This is a genomic window from Aliiroseovarius marinus, assembly GCF_050881025.1.
Lineage (GTDB): Bacteria > Pseudomonadota > Alphaproteobacteria > Rhodobacterales > Rhodobacteraceae > Aliiroseovarius > Aliiroseovarius marinus_A.
On record NZ_JBNNXQ010000002.1, the window covers coordinates 683,311 to 707,404 of the forward strand.

A 24,094-nucleotide genomic window follows, 5' to 3' on the forward strand; every position below is an offset into this window, starting at 1 on the left:
ACCTAAAAGACATCCAAGAGACCCGTTCCGATCATGAACCTTCCCCGGATCTTTGTGGCCCCCGCCATCATCGTCGTGGCCGCCCTGTTGTGCCTGACCGCAGCACGCCTTGCCGTGATCGCGGTGGAAACCCGGTCGCAGGACGCGGTCAAGGACCAGCTTGTGCTGATGGGACATGACTGGGCGACGGTCGAAACTGATGGGTTGCAGGTCGTGCTGTCAGGCACCGCTAAAAACGAGGCCAGCAGATTTCGGGCCCTGTCCGCAGCAGGGGGCGTTGTAGATGCGGCCCGCGTGATCGACAATATGACGGTGCCAGCTGCCGAAGCCATCAAACCGCCTCGTTTCTCGATGGAAATTCTGCGCAATGATGCGGGTATTTCGTTGATCGGCCTGATCCCGGCAGCGACCGACCGCGAGGCGCTGACCGATCAAATCGGCAAGATCGCGCGCGACACGCATGTCACCGACCTGTTGGAGAGCGCTGATTACCCGGTGCCGGACAACTGGGACGACGCCCTCGAATTTGCGCTATATGCACTGAAGACACTGCCGCGTTCCAAAATTTCGATGGCTGCAGACCGGGTGGCGATCACCGCCATTTCCGACAGTGTCGAAGAAAAAACCCGCTGGGAAAAGTCTTTGAAAAAAGAAGCGCCGCGTGCGGTTCTTCTGGCCGTTGATATTTCCGCGCCGCGCCCGGTCATCACCCCCTTCACCTTGCGCTTTCTGATCGACGAGGATGGCGCGCGGTTCGATGCCTGCTCGGCCCATGACAGCGTTGGACGGGCAGAGATTATATCAGCAGCGGTCGAAGCCGGCATGACCGGCAAGGCTGACTGCACCATAGGACTGGGCGTTCCCTCACCGGACTGGCCAGATGCGGTTGTCACAAGCATCAAGGCCCTTGCGACGCTTGAAGGTGGCTCGATCACCTTCTCAGACGCGGATGTCACTTTGGTTGCCCCCGCAACAACGTCGCAGGCCAACTTCGACCGGATCGTCGGCGAGCTGGAAGCCGATCTTCCCGACCTTTATTCGCTGCACGCCATCCTGCCCGAACCGGTGAAGATAGACGGCAGCGGCGAAGGCAGCGGCCCGCCGGAATTTGTCGCAACCCGCAGCCCGGAAGGCCTTGTGCAACTGCGCGGGCGCCTGTCCGATGAAACGCAGCGCAGCGCCACTGACAGCTTTGCCCGCGCGGCCTTCGGTACCGAGAATGTCTATGCTGCCACACGCCTGGATCAGGATTTGCCCGGCAATTGGCCAAGCCGCGTTCTGGCTGCGCTTGAAGCCCTGTCCTTTCTGGTCAGCGGATCGATCGTGGTGCAACCGGAGGTGATCGACATTCGGGGCACAACTGGCGACCCCGACGCCAGCGCAAAAATCTCACGCCTGATGGGGGACAAGCTTGGCGCCTCTGAAGATTTCCGGGTGAATGTGACCTATCAGGAAGAACTTGATCCGACCCATGATTTGCCCAGCCCTCAGGAATGTGCAGGCCAGATCAACGCGCTGCTGGCAGAATCGAAAATCACCTTTGCCCCCGGCTCTGCCAATATCGAGGCCTCTGCCGCAGGCACTATCGACAAGATTGCCGAGGTCATGCGCGGCTGCGCGGATGTTCGCATGGAAATTGCAGGCTACACCGACAGTCAGGGCCGCGAAGAAATGAACCGCTCGCTTTCGCAGAACCGGGCGCAGGCGGTGTTGAACGCCTTGCTGGCACGCCGCATCCTGACATCTAACCTGACGGCGAAGGGCTATGGCGAAGCTGATCCGGTTGCAGATAATGGAACGGAAGACGGGCGCGAGGCCAACCGTCGGATCGAGTTCCACCTGCTGGACCAGCCTCAGCCCGCCAGTGACGCATCAGAAAACGGAGACGGCGACGCCACCGCCCAGACGGAAGCCGCAACGGCGACGGATCAGGGTACGGATGCGGTCACAGAAGCCGATACAAGCGCGGATGAAGCGGCCGAACCCGCACCCGCCGCGGAAGGCGCAGAGGACACTCCGCCAGCAGAGGCAGAACAGGCGGTTGCTGAGTCTGACGCCCCAGATACCGCAGACGCCGCGGGAGCAGCTGCGGAAACGCCGACAGAGGATGACACTGCATCTGAACCCGCGCCCAATGCGCAAGAGGGCGCATCGGATGCGGCAACAGCCCCCGAAAACGCTGAAACACCCAGCGCAGAAGACGCCGCCGCGACGCCCGAGGACCCAGAGAAAACCCCACCGTTTGGCATTCAGGCCCCCGGCGCAGATGACATCCGCCCACTTCCCCGCCCTGAACGTTAAACCAACCCAGATTTGAACAAGGACCAGACCCGATGAACAGAACAGAGTTTATCATCGTCACAGCCATCATCCTCTTCGTGGCGTTCCTCTTGGGCTGGTTCGCGCATTGGCTGGTGCACCGCTTCGTTCAGGTTTCCGGGAACGAAATGAGCGAGCTGGACAAGATGGCGCAGGCCCTGCACGAGGCTGAAGAGACGCGTGATCAGGCGATCACCTACCTACAGTCTCGCGAGGCCGAGATGTCCAACCAGATGCACCAGACCGAAGCCGAATTGCGCGCGGCCATGGATGGGCTGCGCGACGCACGTCACGAGGCCGAAGAGCTGCGCGCCTATATTGAACGCGTGACCCAGCAAAGCTGACCCCGCGTTTCAAATATCCTTCACCAAACGCAGGGCATCATAGATCGCCGCATGGGTATTGCGTGCGGATACGGCATCTCCGATGCGAAACAGCTGAAAGCGCCCCTCCGGGTTGGTCTGAATGGCCTGAACGCGCCCGTTGATCAGCGCGTCTTGGTCGGTCTCTCCCCGGTTTGACGACTGCTCTTTCAGGTCGAAATAGAGGTCATCCAGCGGCAGCGTTCCATAGTTTACCACCACCTGATCATAGGTCGCTTCGCGGGTGAAATCCGAATAATCCGTTCCCAGTGTGACCTTCAACCGATTGCCATCTCGCGCAATGCCAAGAAGCCGTTCGGTCACTGTGAACTTCACGCCCTTGGGCTGAAGCGAGCGCATATAGGGGACAAGGTTCATGGCCATGATATCGGGCGCGAACATGCGGTCCGGGGTCATAACCTCGACATTCGCCCCGGCTTGGGCCGCAATCTCGGCGGCTTGAAGCGCTGGGTGATCACCGCTTTCGTCATAGATCAGAACGTCACCTGCACATTTCACATCCCCGGCAATCACATCCCACGCGCTGATGGCCAGATCCTGATCGGTTTTGGTTTCAAACAGCGTCAGGTTCGGCAAGCCGCCGGTTGCAACAATCACCACATCAGGGTCCAGAGCCAGCACATCCGATGCTTCGGCCCAAGTGTTGAAATGGAATGTCACATCGCGGGCAGCGCATTGGGACATACGCCAGTCGACGATGCCAATCATCTCGCGACGGCGTGGCGTTTGCGCGGCCAGACGCAGCTGCCCACCCGGATCAGGTTGCGCTTCGAACACGGTCACATCGTGCCCACGTTCGGCTGCGACGCGCGCCGCTTCCAACCCAGCAGGCCCAGCGCCCACAACAACAACCTTTCGTTTCTCATCCGCAGGGTCAACCACATGCGGCATCGTCAGCTCACGCCCGGTGGCGGCATTATGCATGCACAGCGCATCGCCGGCCTGATAGATGCGATCCAGACAATAGGTGGCGCCCACGCAAGGCCGGATATCGTCTTCGCGCCCCTCGATGATCTTTCGCACGATATGCGGGTCGGCCATATGCGCACGCGTCATCCCGACCATATCAAGCTGACCCGAGGCGACGGCATGACGTGCCGTGGCCACATCCGCGATGCGCGCAGCGTGGAAGGTGGGCATGCCGACCTCGGCCCGTACACGGCCTGCGAAATCCAGATGCGGCGAAGACGGCGCGCCCTGAATGGGGATCATATCCGTCATCGCCGGGTCGGTGTGAATGCGCCCCCGGTTGATGTTCAGGTAGTCGACCTGCCCGCTATCGCGCAGCATTTTGGCGATCTCCATGCCCATCTCGGGATCAATTCCACCGGTTTCGACCTCGTCCGGGGCAAAGCGCACGCCCACGATAAATTCACGCCCCACGCGGTCGCGCACGGCATCAATGATGTCCAGCGTCAGCTTCATTCGCCCGGCCAGCTCTCCACCATAGGGCCCCTCAAGATGGTTGGTCAGAGGCGAGATGAACTGGTCCAGCAAATGCCCGTGAGTCATAACCTCGACCCCATCCATTCCGCCCGCCTTCATGCGTTCCGCCGCGTCCGCGAAGTCGGAAATGATCCGCGCAATGTCCCAGTCTTCTGCCATCTTGGGGAAGGCCCGGTGCGCCGGTTCCCGATGCGGCGTTGAACACACGGGCGGCAACCAATCACCTTTGTTCCACCCCGTGCGCCGCCCCAAATGGGTCAGCTGGATCATGCAGGCCGCACCGTGTTCGTGCACGGCATCGGTCAGGTTTCTGATCCACGGGACCACCTCGTCCTTATAGGCGAGGATGTTGTTGAAAACCGGAGGGCTGTCCTTTGACACGGCCGCAGACCCAGCCGTCATGGTCATGGCAACCCCTGCCTTGGCACGTTCGGCGTGGTAGGCGGCGTAACGTTCCTTTGGCATGCCGTCTTCTGGATAAGCCGGTTCATGGCTCGTGGTCATGATCCGGTTTCTCAACGTCAGGTGACCCAGTTGATACGGCTGCAATAGGGGATCGTTTGACATCATCCATCCTTTTTGGCTTAGGGCCTACCCGCCCTCATTTTCTTGTCATAAGTACCTTGGGGGAGCGTCGCAGACGCGGGGGCAAAGCCCCCTTCCACCCTCAATACCAGGCGTCTTCCATCGAAGCTTTCTTGCGCGCCACGAAATCCTTCAGCGCCTCATCCGTCGCCGGATCCATCCCCGGCGCCTCGTAGGCGGCAAGCTGGGCTTTCCAGCGCGCATTGGCGCGGGTGGCCATGTCGACCTCGCCCTGCTCGTCCCATGTCTCCCATGGCTGATTGTCATCAAGCGCACTGTCGTAATAGGCGGTCTTGTAGTGGCGCATCGTGTGGGCGGTCGAAAACAGATGTTCGCCCGGTCCCTGCTCGGCCAGTGCCTCAAACGCCAGAGTGTCCTCGTTCACCGTGACCCCGTCCATATAGGCATGCAGCGCCCCGCACAGATCCAAATCCAACATGAACTTCTCGTAGGACATGGATAAAAGCCCATCCAGAAAACCCGCCGAATGCAAAAGGAAATTTGCACCACATTGCACGGCTGACATCATCGACATCATCGCCTGTTGCATGGCCTGCGCATCCGGCAGTTTCGAGGTCGAGAAGTTCCCCGCGCAGCGCAAGGGCAGGTTCAACCGTCGCGCCAGCTGGCCGTAAACCAGACTGCCCACAGCAGGCTCCGCCGTACCAAAAGTCGGAGAGCCAGAGCGCAGAGACATGGAACTCAGGAAGCTCGCCAGCACCACCGGTGCGCCGGGGCGTTCCAGCTGCGCCACAGCGCAAGACACCATGCTTTCGGCCAGACATTGCGCGATGGACCCGGCCATGGTCAGGGGCGACACCGCCCCACCCAACAGGAATGGCAGGTGAATGGACCCCTGCCCCGCCCGTGCATATTCGCGAATGCCCTGCGTGGTCACACCGTCCAGCACCAAGGGGCTTGTGGTGTTGAAATTGCCCATGATCACGCAATTCTTGTCGACAAAATCAGCGCCGAACAGAACCCGGCACATCTCGACACTATCAGCCGCACGTTCAGCCGCGGTGATCGAGCCAAGGAAGGGCCGGTCTGAGAAACGCATATGGGCATAGACCATATCGAGGTGGCGTTTGTTCACGGGAATATCGGTGGGCTCGCACACGGTCCCGCCCGAATGGTGCAGCCACGGGCTCATCTGCCCCAGCTTCACGAAGTTCTGGAAGTCCTCGATGGTGCCGTAGCGTCGCCCCTTGTCCAAATCCATCACGAAGGGGCTGCCATAGGAGGGCGCAAACACCACGTTGTCGCCGCCAATCTCTACATTGTTGGCGGGGTTGCGCGCGTGTTGGGTGAAAACACCCGGTGCGGACTTCAATATCTCGCGGATCATGCCGGGCGCAAATTTGATGTTCCAACGGGTCGGGTCAATTTGCGTGACCTCGCCACCGGCTTTGCGAAACATCTCGACCGTATCCGGGTCATCGCGAAATTCGATGCCGATCTCTGCCATGATGCGCTCAGCTGTTGCTTCGATCTGCTCCAAAGCTTCGTCGCCAAGGATGTCATACGTGGGAATGCCGCGTTTAATATAGGGCCGTTCCAGATGCGGGTTCTGCCCCGGCGATGCGTCACGCACCTGCCGATTGCCGCGGCTGCGCCGTCGCTTTACCGAAGTTTCGCTCATCGCAATGTCCTCCCTGATGCGCCCAGCGCGAGTCACCTTTGACATAAGCGTCAGTGCGTTTGACACATGTGTCAATATCTTTAGAGTGCCCCGCATGATCCAAAAACGACAAAACCGCCCAAGAGCGACCGAAAAAATGTGGTTGGAAGCCGCCCATGCATTGCTGCTGGAAGCGGGGGTGGAGGGCGTAAAGATCATGCCGCTGGCCCAAAGGCTGGGCCTGACCCGCACCGGGTTCTACCACCATTTCCGCGACCGCGAGGCGCTGCTGGACGCAATCATTGCCCGTTGGGAGGATAAGAACACGGGCAACCTTGTGGCCCGCTGCAACGCCTATGCCGAAACCATCTGCGAAGCGGCCCTGAACCTGCAGGACTGCTGGATCAACCCAGACCTTTTCGACGCCTCTTTGGATTTCGCCATTCGAAACTGGGCGCGAACGGATCCTGCCCTGGCGGAAAGGCTCGACCGCGCCGACGCCAGACGCAAGGCAGCTATATCGGGCATGTTCCAACGTTTTGGATATCCCGAAGAAGAAGCCGAGCTGCGCACCTTGGCGATCCTTTATACGCAGGTTGGCTATATCGCCATGGAAGTTCGAGAAGACCCGGAAGAGAGAATCGCCAAAATTCCTGCATATGTTGAGATTTTCACCGGCAGGACACCCACGGCGGGTGAGGTTCAGCGCTTTATGAATAGAAATGGATATTGAATCCAATTTAGACTGGATCACCCACGCCTTACGTGTTCAACTGCGATCGTTGCAATAAAAACGACCGCATAAGGACATGTCATGGCACCCAACATCCTGTTCATCATGTATGACCAGCTGCGCTTTGATTACCTCAGCTGCGCAGGCCACCCGACACTGGACACGCCAAATTTCGACCGGGTGGCGGCGCGCGGCGTGCGGTTTGATCGGGCCTATTGCCAGTCCCCCGTCTGTGGTGCCAGCCGGATGAGCACCTACACCGGGCGCTATGTGTCCTCTCACGGCGCGTCTTTTAACAACTTCCCCCTGAAAGTGGGCGAGATCACAATGGGCGACCACCTGCGCAAGGCGGGCATGGGCTGCTGGCTGATTGGCAAGACCCATATGAAAGCGGATGCCGAGGGCATGGCGCGGCTGGGCCTGTCGCCCGACAGCGTGATCGGTGCGCGGGTCGAGGAATGTGGGTTCGACGTCTGGATCCGCGATGATGGGCTCTGGGCCGAGGGTCCGGCGGGGTTTTATGACCAGAAGCGCTCGCCCTATAACGAATACCTCAAGGCCAAGGGGTATCCGTCGGACAATCCCTGGCATGACAACGCCAATGCGGGCGTGACGGACGAAGGCGACATCGCGTCCGGTTTCCTGATGATGCATGCCGACAAACCCGCCAATATCCGCGAGGAAGACAGCGAAACCCCGTGGCTCACCGCGCGCACCATCGACTTCATCGACGCGCAAAAGGGCAAGGCCCCATGGTGTGCCCATGTCAGTTTCATCAAGCCGCACTGGCCCTATATCGTGCCCGCGCCCTATCACGATATGTATGGGCATAATCACATCAAGCCGGTGGTTCGGTCAGAGGAAGAACGCCGCGACCCGCACCCCGTTTATGGCGCCTATATGGAGGGCGGCATTGGCACCGCCTTTTCCCGCGACGAGGTGCGCGAAACCGTGATCCCCGCCTATATGGGCCTGATCAAGCAATGCGACGACCAGCTTGGGCGGCTGCTGGATTACCTTGAGGACAGCGGACAGGCGGACAATACCGTGATTGTGCTGACCTCGGATCATGGCGACTATATGGGCGATCACTGGATGGGCGAGAAAGACCTGTTCCACGACCCGTCCGTGCGCGTGCCGCTGATCATTGCCGATCCGCGCGCCACGGCCGATGCAACCCGCGGTACAGTGTGTGACAAGCTGGTGGAACAGATCGACCTGGCCGCGACATTCGTCGAGATGGCGGGCGGCACGGTGCCCGACCACATCCTTGAAGGCCGGTCCCTGCTGCCACTCTTGGAAGGGCGCGACGTGGGCTGGCGCGACTATGCGATCAGTGAATATGACTATTCGACCTCGGGCGCTGCGGTGAAGCTGGGGCTGGACCCGAAGGATTGCCGGCTGTTCATGGTCACCACGGATCGCTGGAAAATGATGCATGCCGAGGGCGGCTTCCGCCCGATGCTCTTTGACCTTGAAACCGACCCGGACGAGTTGGTGGATCTGGGTGCCTCAGAAGATCATGTCGAGGTGATCGCCATGCTTTATGACCACCTGCATGACTGGGCGCGCCGCCAATCCCAACGCACCACCGTGTCCGACGATCAGATCATGGCCCGGCGCAAAGGGGGCTCGGGCAAGGTCGGCATCCTGCTGGGCCTTTTTGGCGATGAAGACATCCCCGAAGACTACCTGACCGCTTATTCCGGCAAAGCCACACCGGTCGATAAGGCGTGAAGATGCGGCTGTTTTCGACCAAGAACCGACCGGTGCACCTGGGCCCCTACCCGTTGGAGCGTCTGACCCGTGCGGATCACGCGCCGGGGCTGGACGGATTGGCTTCGCCCACGCCCATCAGCTTTGCCCGGCCCGAGCAACCCGAAAACCTTGTCAACGCCATGGCGCCTTACCAAGCGGCGCTGGACCTGATCAGGGATGGAGATGTGAACGCGGCACGCTCCACTATTCCGAGTGACCCGCAGGAACGCGCCAATCACCTGAGGGCGTTCGGCTATTTCTCGGATGCCTCCATGGTGGGGATCACCCGGGTCACGCCCGCCGACCACCTCCCTGACCCGATCCAAAACCCCGGCATCTCTGACCTGATGCATGCGCTCGACACGCGCGAAGTAAAGACACTCGCCGCTGGGGTTGATGTGTTGATGGCCGAGTTGAAAGACAGTGTGAAACGCCCCGCGCGGGACGTGCGCGACCACAGCCATGCCATTGTCTTCCTTTACGAACACCCCCGTGACCCGCGCGCGGATGAACCCGGCGCGGATTGGATTATCGACGCGCAGGATCAGCGCGCCTGCCTGCTGTCGGCTGAGACCGCCGTGGTCATTGCCAACTACATTCGCCTGCTGGGATTCGACGCCAAGGCCCACACGGGTGCGGCCAGCGACGTGCATATGGCGCGACTTGCGGTGCAGGCGGGACTGGCATGGGCAGAGGGCAAAACCGCCCATGCCCCTTGGCTGGGGACCCGCTTTGGTCTGGCTGTCGTGACCACGGACATGGAACTGGCTTGCGATGCGCCGCTGGGCCCGAAATCCTCGCAGACCGCGCTGAGCGGGCTGCGGTGGCAACTTGGGGTGGACAGCGCCAAATCGGGCCTGAACCGTGACCCCTTTGCGCGCCGTGATTTCACCGATGGTCCGCTACCCTTCGAGCGGCTCAAACGCGTGGACAGCCCGACCTCGTATATCGACGAAGAAAACGTCGCCCGTGTGCCCAAGCGCTCCGACATGTTCGCGCGTTCCCAGTTTGGTGACATGGGCAAACCGCTGCAAGAGCATTCCTCGGGTGGGATGTATGTGAAGAAGGCCGCGCCCAGCTTTGCGCAGCGCCGCGCGCTTGGGGTATTCACGCCCTTGCAGGATGGACCTGTAACGGGTGGCGCGCGTCCCACGGATGCAGACCGCAACGCCGCGGCCATTCGCGCGGCCAGCTATTTCCTTGGCATCGACGCGGCGGGCACCAGCCGCTGCCCGGACTGGACGTGGTATAGCCATGACGCCACAGGGGCCGAGATCACACCGCCCCATGATCAGGCGATATCGATGATTGTCGATCAGGGCTTTGAAACGATGGAGGGCGCGTCGGGTGATGACTGGATCGCCGTCAGCCAATCCATGCGCGCCTATCTGCGGTTTTCGCTGATCGGGGGCGTGATTGCCCAGCAAATCCGCAACCTTGGCTATTCGGCCAAGGCGCATACGGTGATGGATGGCACGGTGCTGCAACCGCCGCTTCTGCTGCTGGCCGGACTGGGCGAGATTGCCCGCATTGGCGACGTGATCCTGCACCCCTATTTGGGGCCGCGCCTGAAGTCGGGCGTGGTGACCACGGATATGCCTCTGGCCCATGACAAGCCGATTGATTTCGGGTTGCAGCGGTTTTGTGACGCCTGCAACAAATGCGCACGCGAATGCCCCTCAGGGGCGATCACCGCCGGGCCAAAGACGATGTTCAACGGCTATGAGATTTGGAAGCCGGACGCGCAGAAATGCACGACATACCGGGTGACCCAGCCCGGAGGGGCCATGTGCGGGCGCTGTATGAAAACCTGCCCATGGAACCTTGAAGGGCTCTTTGCACAGGCACCGCTGCGCTGGGCCGCGACGAACCTGCCGGGGGCCGCGCCGGTGCTGGCGAGGCTTGATGACATGGCAGGCAATGGCGGGCTGAATGACGTCAAGAAATGGTGGTGGGATCTGAAGCTTGGGGCCGATGGCGGCTATCATCCGACGGATACCCCCGTAAACCGCCGGGACCTGTCGCGCGAGATTGATCTGAAGCCCGAAGACCAGACCCTCGCCGCCTATCCCGCCGATCTTGCACCGCCACCCGATCCCTACCCGTTCCCGATGGATCGCGAGGCGGGCATTGCGGCCTATGACGCGATGATTTCAGCCGAAGACTACAAAGCCCGCAAAGCGCGCGGGGATCTGTCGATGGTGCATCGCTATATGGTGCCCGCGGACAGCCCGGTACAGCAATTGGTGCTGTCGAAAGTCGACAAGATGACCGCCGGTGTCACGAAATACGAGCTGTCGTCTTTGGACGGTTCAGACCTGCCCATATGGACTGCGGGGGCGCATTTGGACGTTCTGGTCGCCCCGGACTTCCTGCGGCAATACTCGCTGTCTGGCGATCCCGCTGATCGCAGCCGCTATCAGATTGGCGTGTTGCGCGAAGACGAGGGGCGTGGCGGCTCTGCATTGCTGCACCGCCTTTTCAAAGAAGGTCGCAAGGTCTTCGTGTCGCATCCGATCAACCATTTCGAACTGGTCGAAGATGCGCCCAAAAGCTTCCTGATGGGTGGCGGCATCGGCATCACGCCGATGATCGCCTTTGCCCACCGCCTGCACGCGCTGGGGGCGGATTTCGCGCTGCATTATTCGGCCAGCCGACGTGAAGATGCGGGTTTCCTTGATGACCTTGCCGCCATGCCCTGGGCGGATCGGGTGCATTTTCACTTCTCAAACGAGGGCACGCGGGCGGATTTCGACGCGGTGCTGACGGATGCGCCTGAAGGCGCACATGTCTATGCCTGCGGGGCGGATCGCTTCATGGAGGCCGTGATGGGCGCCGCCGCCCGGCAGGGGGTCCCGGAAGATGCGCGGCATCTGGAATATTTTTCGGCCCCGGAGCAGCCTGACCATGAGAACCACCCGTTCACATTGCGCCTGAAAGACGGGCGGAAGGTTCAAGTCAGCGCCGACGAAACGGCCGCCGAGGCTTTGAATGCCGCCGGGATACATGTGGACGTAAAATGCTCGGACGGCATTTGCGGCGTGTGCAAATGCGGCGTGCTGGCAGGCGCGGTCGATCACCGCGATTTTGTCCTGTCCAACGCCCAGCGCGAAAGCACGATGATCCTGTGTCAAAGCCGGGCGAAAGACGCTGAGGGCGAGATCGCCCTGGATTTGTAAGATCACAAAATCGTCATCTTCGCGGATGATCCATCAGGACCCAAGCGGCGTATTCCCTGTATCAAACAACATGGAGAACGTTATGTTTCGTCGCACATTTATCGCCCTTGTGGCCACCTCTGCCATCAGCGCTCCGGCCTTTGCCGATGGCCATTCAAAAGACATCGTTGATACGGCCGTCGGGGCTGGTAGCTTCACCACTCTTGTGGCCGCCGTTCAGGCAGCCGGGCTGGTTGACACGCTGAAAGGGGATGGCCCTTTCACTGTCTTCGCCCCAACTGACGAGGCCTTCGCAGCCCTTCCCGATGGCACCGTGGACACGCTTTTGATGCCCGAGAACAAAGACAAGCTCGTGTCGATCCTGACCTACCACGTGGTTCCGGGCAAAGTGATGTCGGGCGATCTGTCCGACGGCATGATGGCCGCAACCGCTCAGGGGGCTGAGGTCAAGATTGGCACCATGTCCGGCGTGACCGTTCAGGACGCAAATGTGGTGTCGGCAGATATCGAGGCTTCAAACGGCGTCATTCACGTGATCGACAGCGTGATCATGCCGCCCGAAGGCTAAGACGTCACAGACGTCACGAAGGGAAGGGTCGCAGAGGCGGCCCTTCTTTTTTGCGCAGCCATCAAGATGTCAGGTATTCACTTCCTTGGGCAGGGTGATCACGAAGGACGTGCCTGTCTCGTCCGATCGTTCCAGTTCCAGACTGCCGCCATGCCCACGCACCAGTTCGGCGGCAATGGCCATACCCAGACCCGACCCGCCTTTGCGGTTGGTGCCGGCAAAGGGCTGAAACAAGTGATCGCGCGCTGTCTTGGGCAAACCCGGCCCGGTATCGGCCACGCGAATTTGCCAATCCTTATGCGTCTCGCTGGCTTGCAGCGCGATCTCGCCAGGTTTGCCGGTGGCAACGATGGCCTGTCGCGCGTTGCGCACAAGGTTTGATAGCACGCGGTAGAGTTGCTCGGGATCGGCGCGCAGGGTCAGGCCCATCGGGATATCCTCGGCAAAGGACAGGTCGTGTTCACCCGCCGACAAGCGTTCGCTGTCAAAGATATCGCCAGCCAGGTCGGCCAGGTTCACCCAGCCAAGCGAGGGGGCCGGTTCCTCGGCCTTGCCAAAAGCCAGTGTGTTTTCGCACAGGCTGACGGCCCGGTGGATCGAGTTCACAAGCTTTGGCACCACCCGCTTCACCATCGGGTCTTCGCTGCTTTCCATCCGGTCGGCAAACAACTGCGCGGTGGTCAGCACGTTGCGCAGGTCATGGCTGATCCGCGCCACGGCGCCGCCCAGCTGGGCCAGCCGCTCTTTCTGTTTCAAAGCTCCGGTCAGGTCGGTCTGCAGGCTGCGCAGCGTCAGTTCGGCTTCTCGCAGCTCAGTCACATTGGTGTCGGGCGAGATGATGCGGCGGGCGTCTTCGGGATCGGCAGCATAGGCTTTCATATTGCCAACAACCCCTTTGATCGGGCGCACGATCAGGCTTTGCACGGCAAGGAACAAAAGCAGCGCCGTGATCACAGAAATCACCGCTGATAACGCCAAAACATTCAGCCCATAGTCGATCATCGCCGCGCGCAGCTTGGCTGTCCACATGGTGACCTCGATCACCAGACCGCCGCCGCGCACCGGGTCACCTATGACGCGGATCACCTCGGGTTCGGCATCAAATAGCCGCATCATGGCGTCGCGGATAAGGTCAGTTGCAGACGCATCGCGCAGGTCGAAATCATAGGCCACAGCATCGGGCAACGGCGATGACAACATCAGCTCGCGCATTTCATCGCGGCGCAGCACGACGTTATAGACCTCGGCGTTTTCAAGCAGCTCTGCCTCCAGCTCGGGCGCGATCATATCGTCCGCCAAAAGCGCCAGCGAGGCGATCTGCGCACGTTCAAGTCGGTCTTGCAGATAGTCGGCCCGGAACCGTGCCACTGACGGCACGAAGATCAGCACTTCGGCCAGCATGACAAACAGCGTCGTCAGGATCAGAAATCGGCCAGATAGCGTGTTGAACACAGGTGCGCCCTCGCGTGATCACATCAGGGAATGAATTTCTGCACGAAACCCACAACCCGTTTCACCATAGGACTATCAAAGAGCCTTGGCGAGAAATAGGCCCCTGCCGCCCGTTTGCTGATTTCCGCCATGGTGGGATATGGCGCCACCATGGCCGCGATTTGTCCCATTTTCAAACGGTTCGCCATGGCAAGGGACCACAGGGTGATCATCTCGCCCGCGCCCGGGCCAACAATAGACACACCAACAGGGCGGCCCTTGACGATCATCACCTTGATCAACCCCTTGGCCTGTTGGGTTGCAAGAGCACGGTCATTGCCCGCGAAGTCGAACCGGGCCACTTCCAGATTGTCGCCATGGGCGTCCTTGGCTTGTTCTTCGGTCAAGCCGATCTGCGCCATCTCGGGCGCGGTATAGGTCGCCCACGGGATGTGGTCGGTACGTTGTTTCGACGGCAACCCAAACAGCATAGATCGGATGATCACGCCTGCATGATACCCTGCTACATGGGTAAACTGCAGACCGCCCGCGACGTCTCCAATCGCATAGACTTTTTTGTTGGTGGTGCGCAGGCTGGCGTCGACCTTGATGCCGGTACGGGTGGGTTCAATGCCCGCAGCCGACAAGTTCAACTTGTCGGTATTGGCTTTGCGGCCCACAGCCATCAGAAGATGCGTGCCTTTGAAAATGCGCCCGTCCTTGACCTCGACTTCGATCGCGCCAGCCTGACCGCGAATTTCAGCGGCCAGCGCCTCTTCTTCAATGGCGATGCCCTCGGCCCGCAAGGCTTCGAGCACTTGCGCGGCCATTTCAGGGTCGTCCCTGCCCAGCGCCTTTGCGCCTTCGATCACCGTGACTTCGCAACCCAGACGGCGGTGGGCCTGCGCCATTTCCATGCCGATGGGTCCACCCCCGATGATCAACAGGTGATCAGGGCGTGTCTTCAGCTCGAAAATCGTCTCGTTCGTCTCGTAAGGCACGTTTTCGATGCCCGGAATGGGCGGCACAAAGGGTGACGAGCCGGTCGAAATCACAAAGCGCCGCGCTTCGATGATGTAGTCGCCCGCCTGCACTTCCTTGGGCGAGACGAACGCGCCGTATTCGGTGATCACGCGCACACCCAAGCCTTCAAACCGTTCGACCGAATCATGAGGCTCGATGGTGGCGATGGTCTGGCGCACATGCTCGTGTGCCGCGTCCCATGCCATGCCGGTCTTGCCTGCATGCAAGAGCGCCTTGGATGGCACGCAGCCATAATTCAGGCAATCCCCGCCCATCTTGTGGCCTTCCAAAAGCACCACGGAGGCCCCCATTTGCACGGCCCCCGCCGCGACGGACAGCCCGCCCGAACCTGCGCCGATGATGCAGACATCTGTTTTGATCCGTTCGGCCATGTCAGGCGTCCTTCTTGAAGAGTTTCAGCAACATCGGCAGGGCGGCGAGTGCTGCCAGCCCCAACATGGGCAAGAGGATATGGGGTTCGAAAATGATGCCCAGATCGGGGGTTTCGCCGCGGGCAAAAACCTCGCCCAGTCCGGCCCCGACCGAAGTATAGACCAGCCCGCCGGGAATGATGCCGAGGAAGGTCGAGATGACAAACCGGTGCAATGGCACACCGACCAGCGCCGGGATCAGGTTGGCGACAAAGAAGGGCACGGCGGGCACCAGACGGATCAGGAACAGAACCGACCACTGGTTTTCGTCGATCCCGTCCTTGATGGTTTTCACGGCGCCTTCGCTGCCTTCCATTTTGGCAGCCAACTTCTCGCCCAGACCCCAACGGGCCGCCAGAAAGATCACGGTGGCGCCGATGGTGGCACCGGTCACGTTGAAAAGCACCCCCGGGAACGTTGCAAAAAGGAACCCGCCCGTCAGCGTTGCGATGGTCGCGCCAGGCAGCGAAAAGCCGACAATCACGACATAGGCCGCGATGAACACCCCAACGGTCAGCAGGTAGTTGGCATCCCGGAACGCAAGCAGCGCCTCGCGATTTTGCGCCAAGGTCTCGAAGCTGAGGTAGTCGCGCAGGGTAAACGCGCCGATCACGGCCACGCTAAGGATCGCGATCAAGGGCAGACGGCGCAAAAGCGCGTTCTGTGCGGGTTTCGGGATATCCGCATCCGGTTCAGTCATCATCATCGCTCTTTCCAGGCCATTGGACAAACTTGCGGGCACGCCGCGTTGGGTTTCTGGCAACATGAGCGCAAACACCCCAATTGCCCACCCACCTCACGCTTGCTTGATCAGGGGTGAAGATTTCGCTTACGGATGTAACAAAAGGGGCGAAAATATTTCATCAGGCATTTGACTTGCCCCACAATGCCCCCTATAGACCGGGCTTCGAATGACACACGCTCCGAATCCACCGGGATTGGGAGCATTTACGGAGACGGGCGATGAAACGCACATACCAACCTTCGAACCTGGTTCGCAAACGCCGCCACGGCTTTCGCTCGCGCATGGCTACCAAAGCCGGTCGCAAGATCCTGAACGCCCGCCGCGCACGTGGCCGGAAGTCGCTGAGCGCATAAGCGCTCGGGTCGCAGTCATGTCTGCGCCCAAAGCTGACACATCGAAAACCGCCGAGACCGATGGGTCTGCGGCGGTTTCCGTTTGCGCAGGCAACACCGACACGGACCGCAAGATAGCCGTGATCAAAGAGCGGCGCGACTTTCTTGCCGCCGCCCGCGCCCGACGTGCCCCAGCACCTGCCTTCCTTCTGCAAGCCCGCAAGCGCCGTGATGACGAAGGCGCGCCATGCACCCAGACCCGCATCGGGTTCACCTGTTCTAAAAAGGTTGGCAATGCTGTTGCCCGCAACCGGGCCAAACGTCGCCTTCGGGCCATTGCGCGCGAGGTTTTGCCGGGGCTGGGCAAGGCCGGATGGGACTATGTGCTTATCGGTCGCGCTGAAAAAACGGCCAGCCGGGACTATATGGATCTGAAGGCGGACCTTATCCGTGCCCTGAAACAAATCCATACCCCGCGCAAAACACAATGACGCCAGCCGCTTTCCTTCTGTCTCTGCCCATCCGGGCCTACCGACTGATCTTCAGCCCTTGGGTGGGCTGGAACTGCCGCTATCAACCCACCTGCAGTGCATATGCGCTGGAAGCCTTGCAAGAACACGGCGCGTTCAAGGGCGGCTGGATGGCCGCAAAGCGTATTGCACGGTGCAACCCGTGGGGGTCGTGTGGCTATGATCCGGTGCCGGGCAAAGATCACGATTGTAACACCCACGATTGATACAATCGTGCCCAAGCGGCCACAGGCTGACGCAACCTCTGAGCGAGCATTGAGATTTGCGCCGTTTGCGCTAAAAGGGCGGCATCCGCAACGCTCAAGCAGAAGGAGGCGTTACATGACGAATATCAGCGCTCTCCGCCAAATCTGTGTTGCGGCCTGTTGGGGCACCCACGCCTCGTGACCATCACGTCACGCGCTTAACCGCCCCACTTGGCCCACCTATGGGCCTTCCCAAAGCTGACACCTGACATCCGAACCGGTCGCAATGCGCCCGCTTGTCGGAACAACGTCGGCTTTCTTGCAACCAAACCCAATCTCAAGAGGGCCGGCGTGCTGCCGGTATCCAATCCATGATGGACTCTAATTTACATTCTGAACCCGTTCGGCTGAATGACCTGCTGGACGCTCTGATCAACGACCACGGCGCAATGCCTGTGTTGCGCGCACTTGCCATGCGGCTTGTTGCGCGGCGCATTCGGCGTCCACGGGGTGAGCATATGTCTGATCACCTGCGTCGTGACGTGGGGCTGCCACCCAGCCACCCTCCGCCAGGTTTCCGCGAACCGCGGCTGTGATCGCACCCCGCCCCGGACACTCGGCCCGAACGACGGGCCCGAACGACTGGGGCGGGACAAATAACCGCTTGACCTAAAGCCCAGTTGAGGCCCGACAAACACGTTGAACCCGCGACAGGAGACACTGAAATGACACATGCATTGACCCTTTCACCACGCCGCGATCACGCCACGCGCATGGAAGCCACATTGCGCGGACTGATCGCGCGGCATGGTCGCTGGCGCGTAATCCGCGCAAGCCTTTTTGCCAAACCTATTGGACAGGACCGCGTCGAGGATTTGCCGGATTCCATCCGCAAAGACATCGGCCTGACGTCGCATGACGCAACCTTGCCGTCACAGCGACAACACGTCTGGGAATGACATCGCGGGGGCGTTCGCGCCCTCGCACTCTTGCCCGTTGCCGCATAATCCCCTATGCCGCGCCCATGCTGGACGACCTCGACGATATCCACCCGCTGTTTCACGGCGCGCCCTCGACCACCGAGTTCAAGAAGCTGCGCAAGCGCATCATGCGCAATGTGCGCGAGGCTTTGGATCAATACGGTATGGTCGAACGCGGCGCCAAATGGCTTGTCTGCCTGTCGGGCGGCAAGGACAGCTACACAATGCTGGCCGCTCTTTACGAGTTGAAGTGGCGTGGCGTGTTGCCGGTTGAAATTCTTGCCTGCAACCTCGATCAGGGCCAGCCCGGTTTTCCGGCAACCGTCCTTCCCGAGTTCCTTGAAAAGATGCAGGTCCCCAACCGGATCGAATACGAAGACACCTACTCGATCGTCATGGACAAAATCCCGCAAGGCCGCACCTTTTGCTCGCTCTGCTCACGCCTGCGTCGGGGGAACCTCTATCGCATCGCGCGTGAGGAAGGCTGCTCGGCGGTGGTGCTGGGGCACCATCGCGACGACATTCTGGAAACCTTCTTCATGAACCTCTTTCACGGCGGGCGTTTGGCCACGATGCCGCCAAAACTGGTCAACGAAGAAGGCGATCTGTTCGTATATCGCCCGCTCGCGCATGTGGCCGAAGCCGATTGCGAGAAATTCGCGACCCAGATGAATTATCCGATCATCCCCTGCGATTTGTGCGGATCGCAAGACGGGCTGCAACGCCAGCAGGTCAAGAAAATCATCGACGGATGGGAAGCGAACTTCCCCGGCCGCCGCCAGATCATGTTCAAAGCCCTGATGAACACGCGCCCCAGCCACCTTCTGGACCCGCAACTGTTCGATTTTGCGGGGCTGGAGCGCCAAATCTCGGGTGATCCGAAAAATTCTTGAGGAATTTCGGGCATTTTTTCCATACGCGTTAACGTGTGATTGACCACATGTTCCTAATTTGTCCCGTGACAAAGCTCAAAAAGGAACCTGTGATGGCTGCCGCCCGGGACAAAATTTCACTGCAGACACAAATGCACTCCGTGCTGACCTCACCCATGTTGGCGGCCTTTCTGCCAGCCATAATGGTGATCGCCTATTGGGCCGCCGGTGAAGTGGCTTTGCTTGCCATTGCGATTCTCTTTCCGGGGCTGCAGACATTGGGGGCCAACCTGACGCGCAGGTCCGGAAAGTCTAGTGTCCTCGACAGCACCACAGGTCTGCCCCATCGCAACCGGCTGCTTCACAGCCTCGACATGGGATTCGTGGACCCAAACGCTCCCGAAAAAACCTGCATCGCCCTTGAACTGGATGATTTTCAGACGCTGGTCAGCGAACTAGGGCACAATGCCCGCGATGAAATTCTCGCCGCCACTGCTGACCGTTTGCGTGGCTGCCTTCGCCAAAGCGATCTGGTCTGCCATCTGGGCAACGCTCGCTTCGCTATTTCACTCGACAAAACAAGGCGAGCTGATCTTGAAGCGACACTGCAACTGACCGCCCGCCTGCAAGACGCATGTAGCGAACCCCTTTCCATTGATTCCATGCGCATATTGCCAAGCTGCAGCATCGGTTTTTGCCTGCCATCCCGTGCACCGGAAGCAACAGGAGAGGCATTGCTGACCGCCGCGGAAACCGCTCTTGAAGCCGCCCAGGCTTCCGGCCCGAACGCGGTGCGCGCATTTACCAGCGGCATGTCAGTACGCAAGATCGCCGAAGGTCAATCGGTTCAGGAGTTGATTCGCGCTATGGACGAAGGGCAATTGGTGCCCTGGTTCCAGCCTCAGATTGATACGGATACCGGCCGCGTATCCGGAATCGAAGCCCTGGTCCGGTGGCAACACCCGGAACGTGGGTTGATCGCACCGGGGGCTTTTTTGCCTTTGATCACAAAGGCAAACCTGTCCGAACGCCTGACCGAAATCATGCTTTATGGTTCGCTCAGTGCACTTGTCGAATGGGACCGCGCAGGCTTTGTCGTTCCTGGCATTTCAGTGAATTTCTCGGCGGACGATCTGAACAATCCAAAACTGGTGGAGAAAATCCGCTGGGAACTGGATCGTTTCAATGTTTCCCCTGAACGGCTGACCGTCGAGATTCTAGAAAATGTCGTCGCAGACACCGAACATGACATCACCACCCGCAATATCGCGGCCCTGTCCAAACTCGGGTGCCAAATCGATCTGGATGATTTCGGCACCGGGCACGCCTCGATTTCCGCGATACAACGGTTCGATGTGAACCGCATCAAAATTGACCGCTCTTTCGTGACCCATGTGGATACGGACCGCAATCAACAGAACATGGTTGCAGCTATTTTGACCATGGCCGAGCAACTCAAGGTCGAAACCGTCGCGGAAGGCGTGGAAACCCATGGCGAACACGCCATGCTGGCACAGCTTGGCTGCGGCCATGTGCAAGGGTTCTCAATCGCAAAACCTATGCCGCTGGACCAGACAAGCGCCTGGATCGAAAAATACAGCGCTCAAAGCCAGTTTCTGCCTGCCTTTCCCCGGCAAGCATAAGCCAATGCATCATGAAACTATGCGCATAGGCAGCGGAATTACCTGAAAACTGCTTGACCTTTGCCCACGCGCCCTGTTGAACCACTTTGACCCTAGAAACAAGTGTGGTGCGCGTGATGGACGACCAGAATAAGAACCTGATCCTTGCAACGGTGTTGAGCTTTTTGGTCATTACCGGATGGATGATCATGTTCCCCCCGGCTCAACCTGATCCGGCCGCAATTTCTGATGCGCAACCTGCCGCGCAAACGCAGAGCGATACGGCACCAAGCACCGCTGCCGAAACGACCGCACAAACCACGGTAGATGTCAGCGCCGCGCAAGCGGACATTCCCCGCGTGCAAATCGACACACCCGAGCTGCAAGGTTCGATCTCGCTTCTGGGTGGCCGTATTGATGATTTGAAGCTCAAATCCTATCGCGAAGACCTGTCGCCTGAGAGCGATATCGTCACGCTCCTGCGCCCCGTAGGCGAACGTGAGTCCTACTATGCGCTGTACGGCTGGACACCCGGCGGACAGACCGCTCTGGAAGATGTTCCCGGCCCCAAAACCCTTTGGAGCGTCGAGAGCGGGACAACCCTGTCTCCCGATCAAAGCATTGTATTGCGTTGGGACAATGCCAAGGGCCTGACCTTCCGCAGAGAGATTTCAGTGGATGAGAACTTCATGTTCTCAATCGAACAATCCGTTGAAAACAATTCAGAAAAAACGCACCGAATGGCCCCCTATGGAGTTCTTGCCCGTCACGGGGAGCCCTCCGATCAAAAAGGGTTCTTCATCCTGCATGAAGGTGTCATTCGCCAGATTGATGGTGAGCTGGAAGAAAGCGATTACTCGGATGTTGCCGATCTGGACTATGACGACCGCGAAGGGGCCCGTGCAGATGTTGCCCAAGTGGAAGAAAACGGTTGGGTGGGATTCACCGATCACTACTGGATGACCACATTGGTTCCTGACCCCGGGCAACCTTTCACATCCGTCGTTCGCTATGCCGAAAAGGCGGACATCTACCAAACCCAGATCCGCATGCGCGCAACCGATATTGCTCCGGGTGAAAGCGCCAGCGTAAAAACACATCTTTTCGCAGGCGCCAAAGAATGGGAAACCATCCGCGCCTATCAAAGCGATGACGGCATTCAGAACTTCATCGATTCCATTGATTGGGGTTGGTTCTTCTTCCTGACAAAACCGATCTTTGCCGTTCTGCACTGGCTGAATGCGCTGATCGGCAATATGGGCTGGGCCATTATCGGCCTGACCATCGTCATCAAAGCCATCCTGTTCCCGCTCGCCTATAAATCCTACGTCTCGATGGCAAAGATGAAAGAGCTTCAGCCCGAGATGGAGAAAATCAAGGAACGCGCAGGCGACGACAGGGCGAAGGTCCAGCAAGAGATGATGGCGCTTTACAAAAAAGAAAAGGTGAACCCGGCATCCGGCTGCCTGCCCATCCTGCTGCAAATCCCGATCTTCTTCTCGCTCTACAAGGTGATCTTTGTCACGCTGGAACTGCGCCACGCTCCTTGGATCGGCTGGATCAATGACCTTTCGGCGCCGGATCCGAGCTCTATCCTGAACCTGTTTGGGTTGCTGCCCTATGCAGCTCCTTCTCCGGAAAGCTTCCTGGCGATTATCTCTCTTGGCGTCTTGCCGATCCTGCTTGGCATCTCGATGTGGCTGCAGCAGAAACTGAACCCGGCACCCACAGATGCAACGCAAGCGATGATTTTTGCCTGGATGCCCTGGGTCTTCATGTTCATGCTGGGCGGTTTTGCATCAGGTCTTGTGGTTTACTGGATCGCGAACAACACCATCACATTCATCCAGCAATACACGATCATGCGCAGTCACGGCCACAAACCTGATGTGCTGGGCAACGTCCTGAAAAGCTTCAAGCGAAGCCCGAAAGACGCAAAATGACCGGGACTGTTGCCAGCATCTGGCGACACCCGATCAAGTCGCATGGGCGCGAAGAGCTTCTGCGCGTTCAGGTTGCTGCAGGGCAGTGCCTGCCCTTTGATCGCAAATGGGCGGTTGCACATGACGCGGCCAAACTGGGCGATGGTGCGCAATGGGTGCCTTGCACGAACTTTTCGCGTGGGGCCAAAGCTCCAAAATTGATGGCAATTTCGGCAGCCATGGACGAAGGGTCCAACACGGTTACCCTGACGCACCCGGCCCAGCCCGGCCTGACCATCAACCCGGACCGAGCTGACGACCATGAAAGGTTCCTGAACTGGGTAACGGCCCTGTCGCCGGAAAATCGTGCTCAGCCAGCCCGGCTGGTGACGGTGGGGCGCGGCATGACGGATACGGATTTTGAGAGCGTGTCTTTCATCAATATGGCCTCACACCGCGCGGTCGAGAAGGCGATGGATCGAGAACTTGATCCCACACGCTGGCGCGGCAATTTTCTGATCGAAGGGTTTGCACCCTGGGAAGAACGCAACTGGATCGGCAAGCGGCTCCGCATCGGAGAGGCCGAGTTTGAAGTCCGCGAGCATATCACCCGCTGCCTTGCAACCACGGCGAACCCCGCCACCGGCGAACGTGACGCGGATACATTGGGCGCACTGAAATCAAACTGGGGCCACCAGGATTGCGGCGTCTATGCCGTCGTCACAAAACCGGGCGTGGTGGTGCGCGACGAACCGGTCGAGGTGATCACATGACGCAATTGCCGTTCCCCTTTGCCGAAACGCCCGACGACCTTGCCCGTGAACGTGGCCGCAAGCTTTTCGCCGCCGAAACCGGATTTCTGAAAGGCGTTGTCGCGATGGATGGCCTGCCTGCACCTGACCGGATCGAGGTCTGCTTTGCCGGGCGCTCAAACGTAGGGAAATCCAGCCTGATCAATGCGGTGACAGGTCGCGTGAAGCTGGCCCGCGCATCCAACACCCCCGGCCGCACACAAGAAATCAATTTCTTCACAACCACAAACGGCCCCTATCTTGTCGACCTTCCCGGATATGGCTACGCCAACGCGCCGGTCGCTGTGGTTGAGAAATGGCAGCGACTTTTGAAGGCCTATTTGTCAGGCCGCCAAAACCTGCGTCGGGCCTTTGTCCTGATTGATAGCCGACATGGTGTGAAGAAAGTCGACGAGGAAATCATGTCCCTGCTCGACAGTTCGGCTGTGACCTTTCAGGTGGTGATGACCAAAGCTGACAAGGTGAAGGAAAAGGACCGCGAGAAGGTCTGGACACAGGTGCGCAAAGCGCTGTCCAAACACCCCGCAGCCTATCCCGAGATGATCCTGACATCATCTGAAAAAGGCGATGGGATCGCGACCCTGCGCGCGATCATCGCGGGTCTCGACTGACCGATT

General features: G+C 59.6%; 20 protein-coding genes. 15 read left to right on the top strand and 5 right to left on the bottom strand.

Annotated elements, in window-relative coordinates; genetic code table 11:
* The first annotated feature begins 33 nt into the window (after positions 1–33).
* Together ACRY08_RS08825 and ACRY08_RS08830 are read left to right on the top strand one after the other, a co-directional pair.
* Positions 34–2,301: an OmpA family protein gene (locus ACRY08_RS08825; RefSeq protein ID WP_432449542.1), complete on the top strand. Its 2,268-nt coding sequence runs from the start codon at positions 34–36 to the stop codon at positions 2,299–2,301.
* Between the two features lie 32 nt (positions 2,302–2,333).
* Positions 2,334–2,663 (top strand): hypothetical protein, encoded by a 330-nt coding sequence (locus ACRY08_RS08830; RefSeq protein ID WP_432449543.1) that lies wholly within the window; start codon positions 2,334–2,336, stop codon positions 2,661–2,663.
* A 9-nt stretch (positions 2,664–2,672) separates the two neighbouring features.
* On the opposite strand, the gene ACRY08_RS08835 is transcribed toward ACRY08_RS08830, so the two are convergent.
* Both ACRY08_RS08835 and ACRY08_RS08840 read right to left on the bottom strand, forming a co-directional pair.
* Complete coding sequence (locus tag ACRY08_RS08835; RefSeq protein ID WP_432449544.1) at positions 2,673–4,715, bottom strand: FAD-dependent oxidoreductase; 2,043 nt, start codon at positions 4,713–4,715, stop codon at positions 2,673–2,675.
* Positions 4,716–4,815: 100 nt separating this feature from the next.
* A complete protein-coding gene (locus ACRY08_RS08840; RefSeq protein WP_432449545.1) occupies positions 4,816–6,375 on the bottom strand; it encodes a trimethylamine methyltransferase family protein in 1,560 nt (519 codons plus the stop codon).
* Positions 6,376–6,469: 94 nt separating this feature from the next.
* On the opposite strand from ACRY08_RS08840, the gene ACRY08_RS08845 reads away from it, so the two are divergent.
* From ACRY08_RS08845 to ACRY08_RS08860, 4 genes are all read left to right on the top strand, one after another.
* Positions 6,470–7,087, top strand: a complete 618-nt coding sequence (locus tag ACRY08_RS08845; protein WP_432449546.1) for a TetR/AcrR family transcriptional regulator — start codon at positions 6,470–6,472, stop codon at positions 7,085–7,087.
* Between the two features lie 81 nt (positions 7,088–7,168).
* A complete protein-coding gene (locus ACRY08_RS08850) occupies positions 7,169–8,824 on the top strand; it encodes a sulfatase-like hydrolase/transferase (protein WP_432449547.1) in 1,656 nt (551 codons plus the stop codon).
* A gap of 2 nt (positions 8,825–8,826) precedes the next feature.
* Positions 8,827–12,024: a 2Fe-2S iron-sulfur cluster-binding protein gene (locus ACRY08_RS08855; RefSeq protein ID WP_432449548.1), complete on the top strand. Its 3,198-nt coding sequence runs from the start codon at positions 8,827–8,829 to the stop codon at positions 12,022–12,024.
* Between the two features lie 82 nt (positions 12,025–12,106).
* The gene (locus tag ACRY08_RS08860; protein ID WP_432449549.1) at positions 12,107–12,592 is read left to right on the top strand and encodes a fasciclin domain-containing protein; all 486 of its coding nucleotides are present in this window, start codon (positions 12,107–12,109) and stop codon (positions 12,590–12,592) included.
* Positions 12,593–12,661: 69 nt separating this feature from the next.
* Here the strand turns inward: ACRY08_RS08860 and ACRY08_RS08865 are convergent, their stop codons facing one another.
* Genes ACRY08_RS08865 through ACRY08_RS08875 form a run of 3 tightly spaced genes read right to left on the bottom strand, consistent with a single transcriptional unit; the run spans position 12,662 to position 16,180 of the window.
* Positions 12,662–14,044 (bottom strand): sensor histidine kinase, encoded by a 1,383-nt coding sequence (locus tag ACRY08_RS08865; protein ID WP_432449550.1) that lies wholly within the window; start codon positions 14,042–14,044, stop codon positions 12,662–12,664.
* 23 nt (positions 14,045–14,067) lie between these two features.
* Positions 14,068–15,438, bottom strand: coding sequence for a dihydrolipoyl dehydrogenase family protein (locus ACRY08_RS08870; protein WP_432449551.1), 1,371 nt, complete (start codon positions 15,436–15,438; stop codon positions 14,068–14,070).
* Between the two features lies 1 nt (position 15,439).
* Positions 15,440–16,180 carry a TVP38/TMEM64 family protein gene (locus ACRY08_RS08875; protein ID WP_432449623.1) on the bottom strand — a complete coding sequence of 247 codons (741 nt, stop codon included), beginning with the start codon at positions 16,178–16,180 and terminating at the stop codon, positions 15,440–15,442.
* A gap of 260 nt (positions 16,181–16,440) precedes the next feature.
* Here ACRY08_RS08875 and rpmH point away from each other — a divergent pair, with 260 nt between their 5' ends.
* The 9 genes from rpmH (at position 16,441) to yihA (ending at position 24,088) form a co-directional block, all read left to right on the top strand.
* A complete protein-coding gene (rpmH, locus tag ACRY08_RS08880; protein WP_048599009.1) occupies positions 16,441–16,575 on the top strand; it encodes a 50S ribosomal protein L34 in 135 nt (44 codons plus the stop codon).
* Between the two features lie 17 nt (positions 16,576–16,592).
* Positions 16,593–17,045, top strand: coding sequence for a ribonuclease P protein component (rnpA, locus tag ACRY08_RS08885; protein ID WP_432449552.1), 453 nt, complete (start codon positions 16,593–16,595; stop codon positions 17,043–17,045).
* A complete protein-coding gene (gene yidD, locus ACRY08_RS08890) occupies positions 17,042–17,290 on the top strand; it encodes a membrane protein insertion efficiency factor YidD (RefSeq protein WP_432449553.1) in 249 nt (82 codons plus the stop codon). Before rnpA ends, yidD begins: the two co-directional genes overlap by 4 nt.
* A gap of 704 nt (positions 17,291–17,994) precedes the next feature.
* Positions 17,995–18,228, top strand: coding sequence for a hypothetical protein (locus tag ACRY08_RS08895; RefSeq protein WP_432449554.1), 234 nt, complete (start codon positions 17,995–17,997; stop codon positions 18,226–18,228).
* Between the two features lie 65 nt (positions 18,229–18,293).
* Positions 18,294–19,142, top strand: coding sequence for a tRNA 2-thiocytidine(32) synthetase TtcA (gene ttcA / locus ACRY08_RS08900; protein ID WP_432449555.1), 849 nt, complete (start codon positions 18,294–18,296; stop codon positions 19,140–19,142).
* 92 nt (positions 19,143–19,234) lie between these two features.
* Entirely contained in the window at positions 19,235–20,764 is a 1,530-nt protein-coding gene (locus ACRY08_RS08905) for a putative bifunctional diguanylate cyclase/phosphodiesterase (RefSeq protein ID WP_432449556.1), read from the top strand.
* 116 nt (positions 20,765–20,880) lie between these two features.
* Entirely contained in the window at positions 20,881–22,686 is a 1,806-nt protein-coding gene (gene yidC, locus ACRY08_RS08910; protein WP_432449624.1) for a membrane protein insertase YidC, read from the top strand.
* Positions 22,683–23,438 carry an MOSC domain-containing protein gene (locus tag ACRY08_RS08915; RefSeq protein ID WP_432449557.1) on the top strand — a complete coding sequence of 252 codons (756 nt, stop codon included), beginning with the start codon at positions 22,683–22,685 and terminating at the stop codon, positions 23,436–23,438. The genes yidC and ACRY08_RS08915 overlap by 4 nt, the downstream gene beginning before the upstream one ends.
* The gene (gene yihA / locus ACRY08_RS08920; protein ID WP_432449558.1) at positions 23,435–24,088 is read left to right on the top strand and encodes a ribosome biogenesis GTP-binding protein YihA/YsxC; all 654 of its coding nucleotides are present in this window, start codon (positions 23,435–23,437) and stop codon (positions 24,086–24,088) included. The genes ACRY08_RS08915 and yihA overlap by 4 nt, the downstream gene beginning before the upstream one ends.
* Positions 24,089–24,094: the final 6 nt, after the last annotated feature.

What these genes read in the sequence shown, in the direction of transcription:
- ACRY08_RS08825 (WP_432449542.1), top strand. Translation starts at nt 34, where the DNA reads ATGAACCTTCCCCGGATCTTTGTGGCCCCCGCCATCATCGTCGTGGCC.
- ACRY08_RS08830 (WP_432449543.1), top strand. Translation starts at nt 2,334, where the DNA reads ATGAACAGAACAGAGTTTATCATCGTCACAGCCATCATCCTCTTCGTG.
- ACRY08_RS08835 (WP_432449544.1), bottom strand. Translation starts at nt 4,715, where the DNA reads ATGTCAAACGATCCCCTATTGCAGCCGTATCAACTGGGTCACCTGACG.
- ACRY08_RS08840 (WP_432449545.1), bottom strand. Translation starts at nt 6,375, where the DNA reads ATGAGCGAAACTTCGGTAAAGCGACGGCGCAGCCGCGGCAATCGGCAG.
- ACRY08_RS08845 (WP_432449546.1), top strand. Translation starts at nt 6,470, where the DNA reads ATGATCCAAAAACGACAAAACCGCCCAAGAGCGACCGAAAAAATGTGG.
- ACRY08_RS08850 (WP_432449547.1), top strand. Translation starts at nt 7,169, where the DNA reads ATGGCACCCAACATCCTGTTCATCATGTATGACCAGCTGCGCTTTGAT.
- ACRY08_RS08855 (WP_432449548.1), top strand. Translation starts at nt 8,827, where the DNA reads ATGCGGCTGTTTTCGACCAAGAACCGACCGGTGCACCTGGGCCCCTAC.
- ACRY08_RS08860 (WP_432449549.1), top strand. Translation starts at nt 12,107, where the DNA reads ATGTTTCGTCGCACATTTATCGCCCTTGTGGCCACCTCTGCCATCAGC.
- ACRY08_RS08870 (WP_432449551.1), bottom strand. Translation starts at nt 15,438, where the DNA reads ATGGCCGAACGGATCAAAACAGATGTCTGCATCATCGGCGCAGGTTCG.
- ACRY08_RS08875 (WP_432449623.1), bottom strand. Translation starts at nt 16,180, where the DNA reads ATGATGACTGAACCGGATGCGGATATCCCGAAACCCGCACAGAACGCG.
- rpmH (WP_048599009.1), top strand. Translation starts at nt 16,441, where the DNA reads ATGAAACGCACATACCAACCTTCGAACCTGGTTCGCAAACGCCGCCAC.
- rnpA (WP_432449552.1), top strand. Translation starts at nt 16,593, where the DNA reads ATGTCTGCGCCCAAAGCTGACACATCGAAAACCGCCGAGACCGATGGG.
- yidD (WP_432449553.1), top strand. Translation starts at nt 17,042, where the DNA reads ATGACGCCAGCCGCTTTCCTTCTGTCTCTGCCCATCCGGGCCTACCGA.
- ACRY08_RS08895 (WP_432449554.1), top strand. Translation starts at nt 17,995, where the DNA reads ATGACACATGCATTGACCCTTTCACCACGCCGCGATCACGCCACGCGC.
- ttcA (WP_432449555.1), top strand. Translation starts at nt 18,294, where the DNA reads ATGCTGGACGACCTCGACGATATCCACCCGCTGTTTCACGGCGCGCCC.
- ACRY08_RS08905 (WP_432449556.1), top strand. Translation starts at nt 19,235, where the DNA reads ATGGCTGCCGCCCGGGACAAAATTTCACTGCAGACACAAATGCACTCC.
- yidC (WP_432449624.1), top strand. Translation starts at nt 20,881, where the DNA reads ATGGACGACCAGAATAAGAACCTGATCCTTGCAACGGTGTTGAGCTTT.
- ACRY08_RS08915 (WP_432449557.1), top strand. Translation starts at nt 22,683, where the DNA reads ATGACCGGGACTGTTGCCAGCATCTGGCGACACCCGATCAAGTCGCAT.
- yihA (WP_432449558.1), top strand. Translation starts at nt 23,435, where the DNA reads ATGACGCAATTGCCGTTCCCCTTTGCCGAAACGCCCGACGACCTTGCC.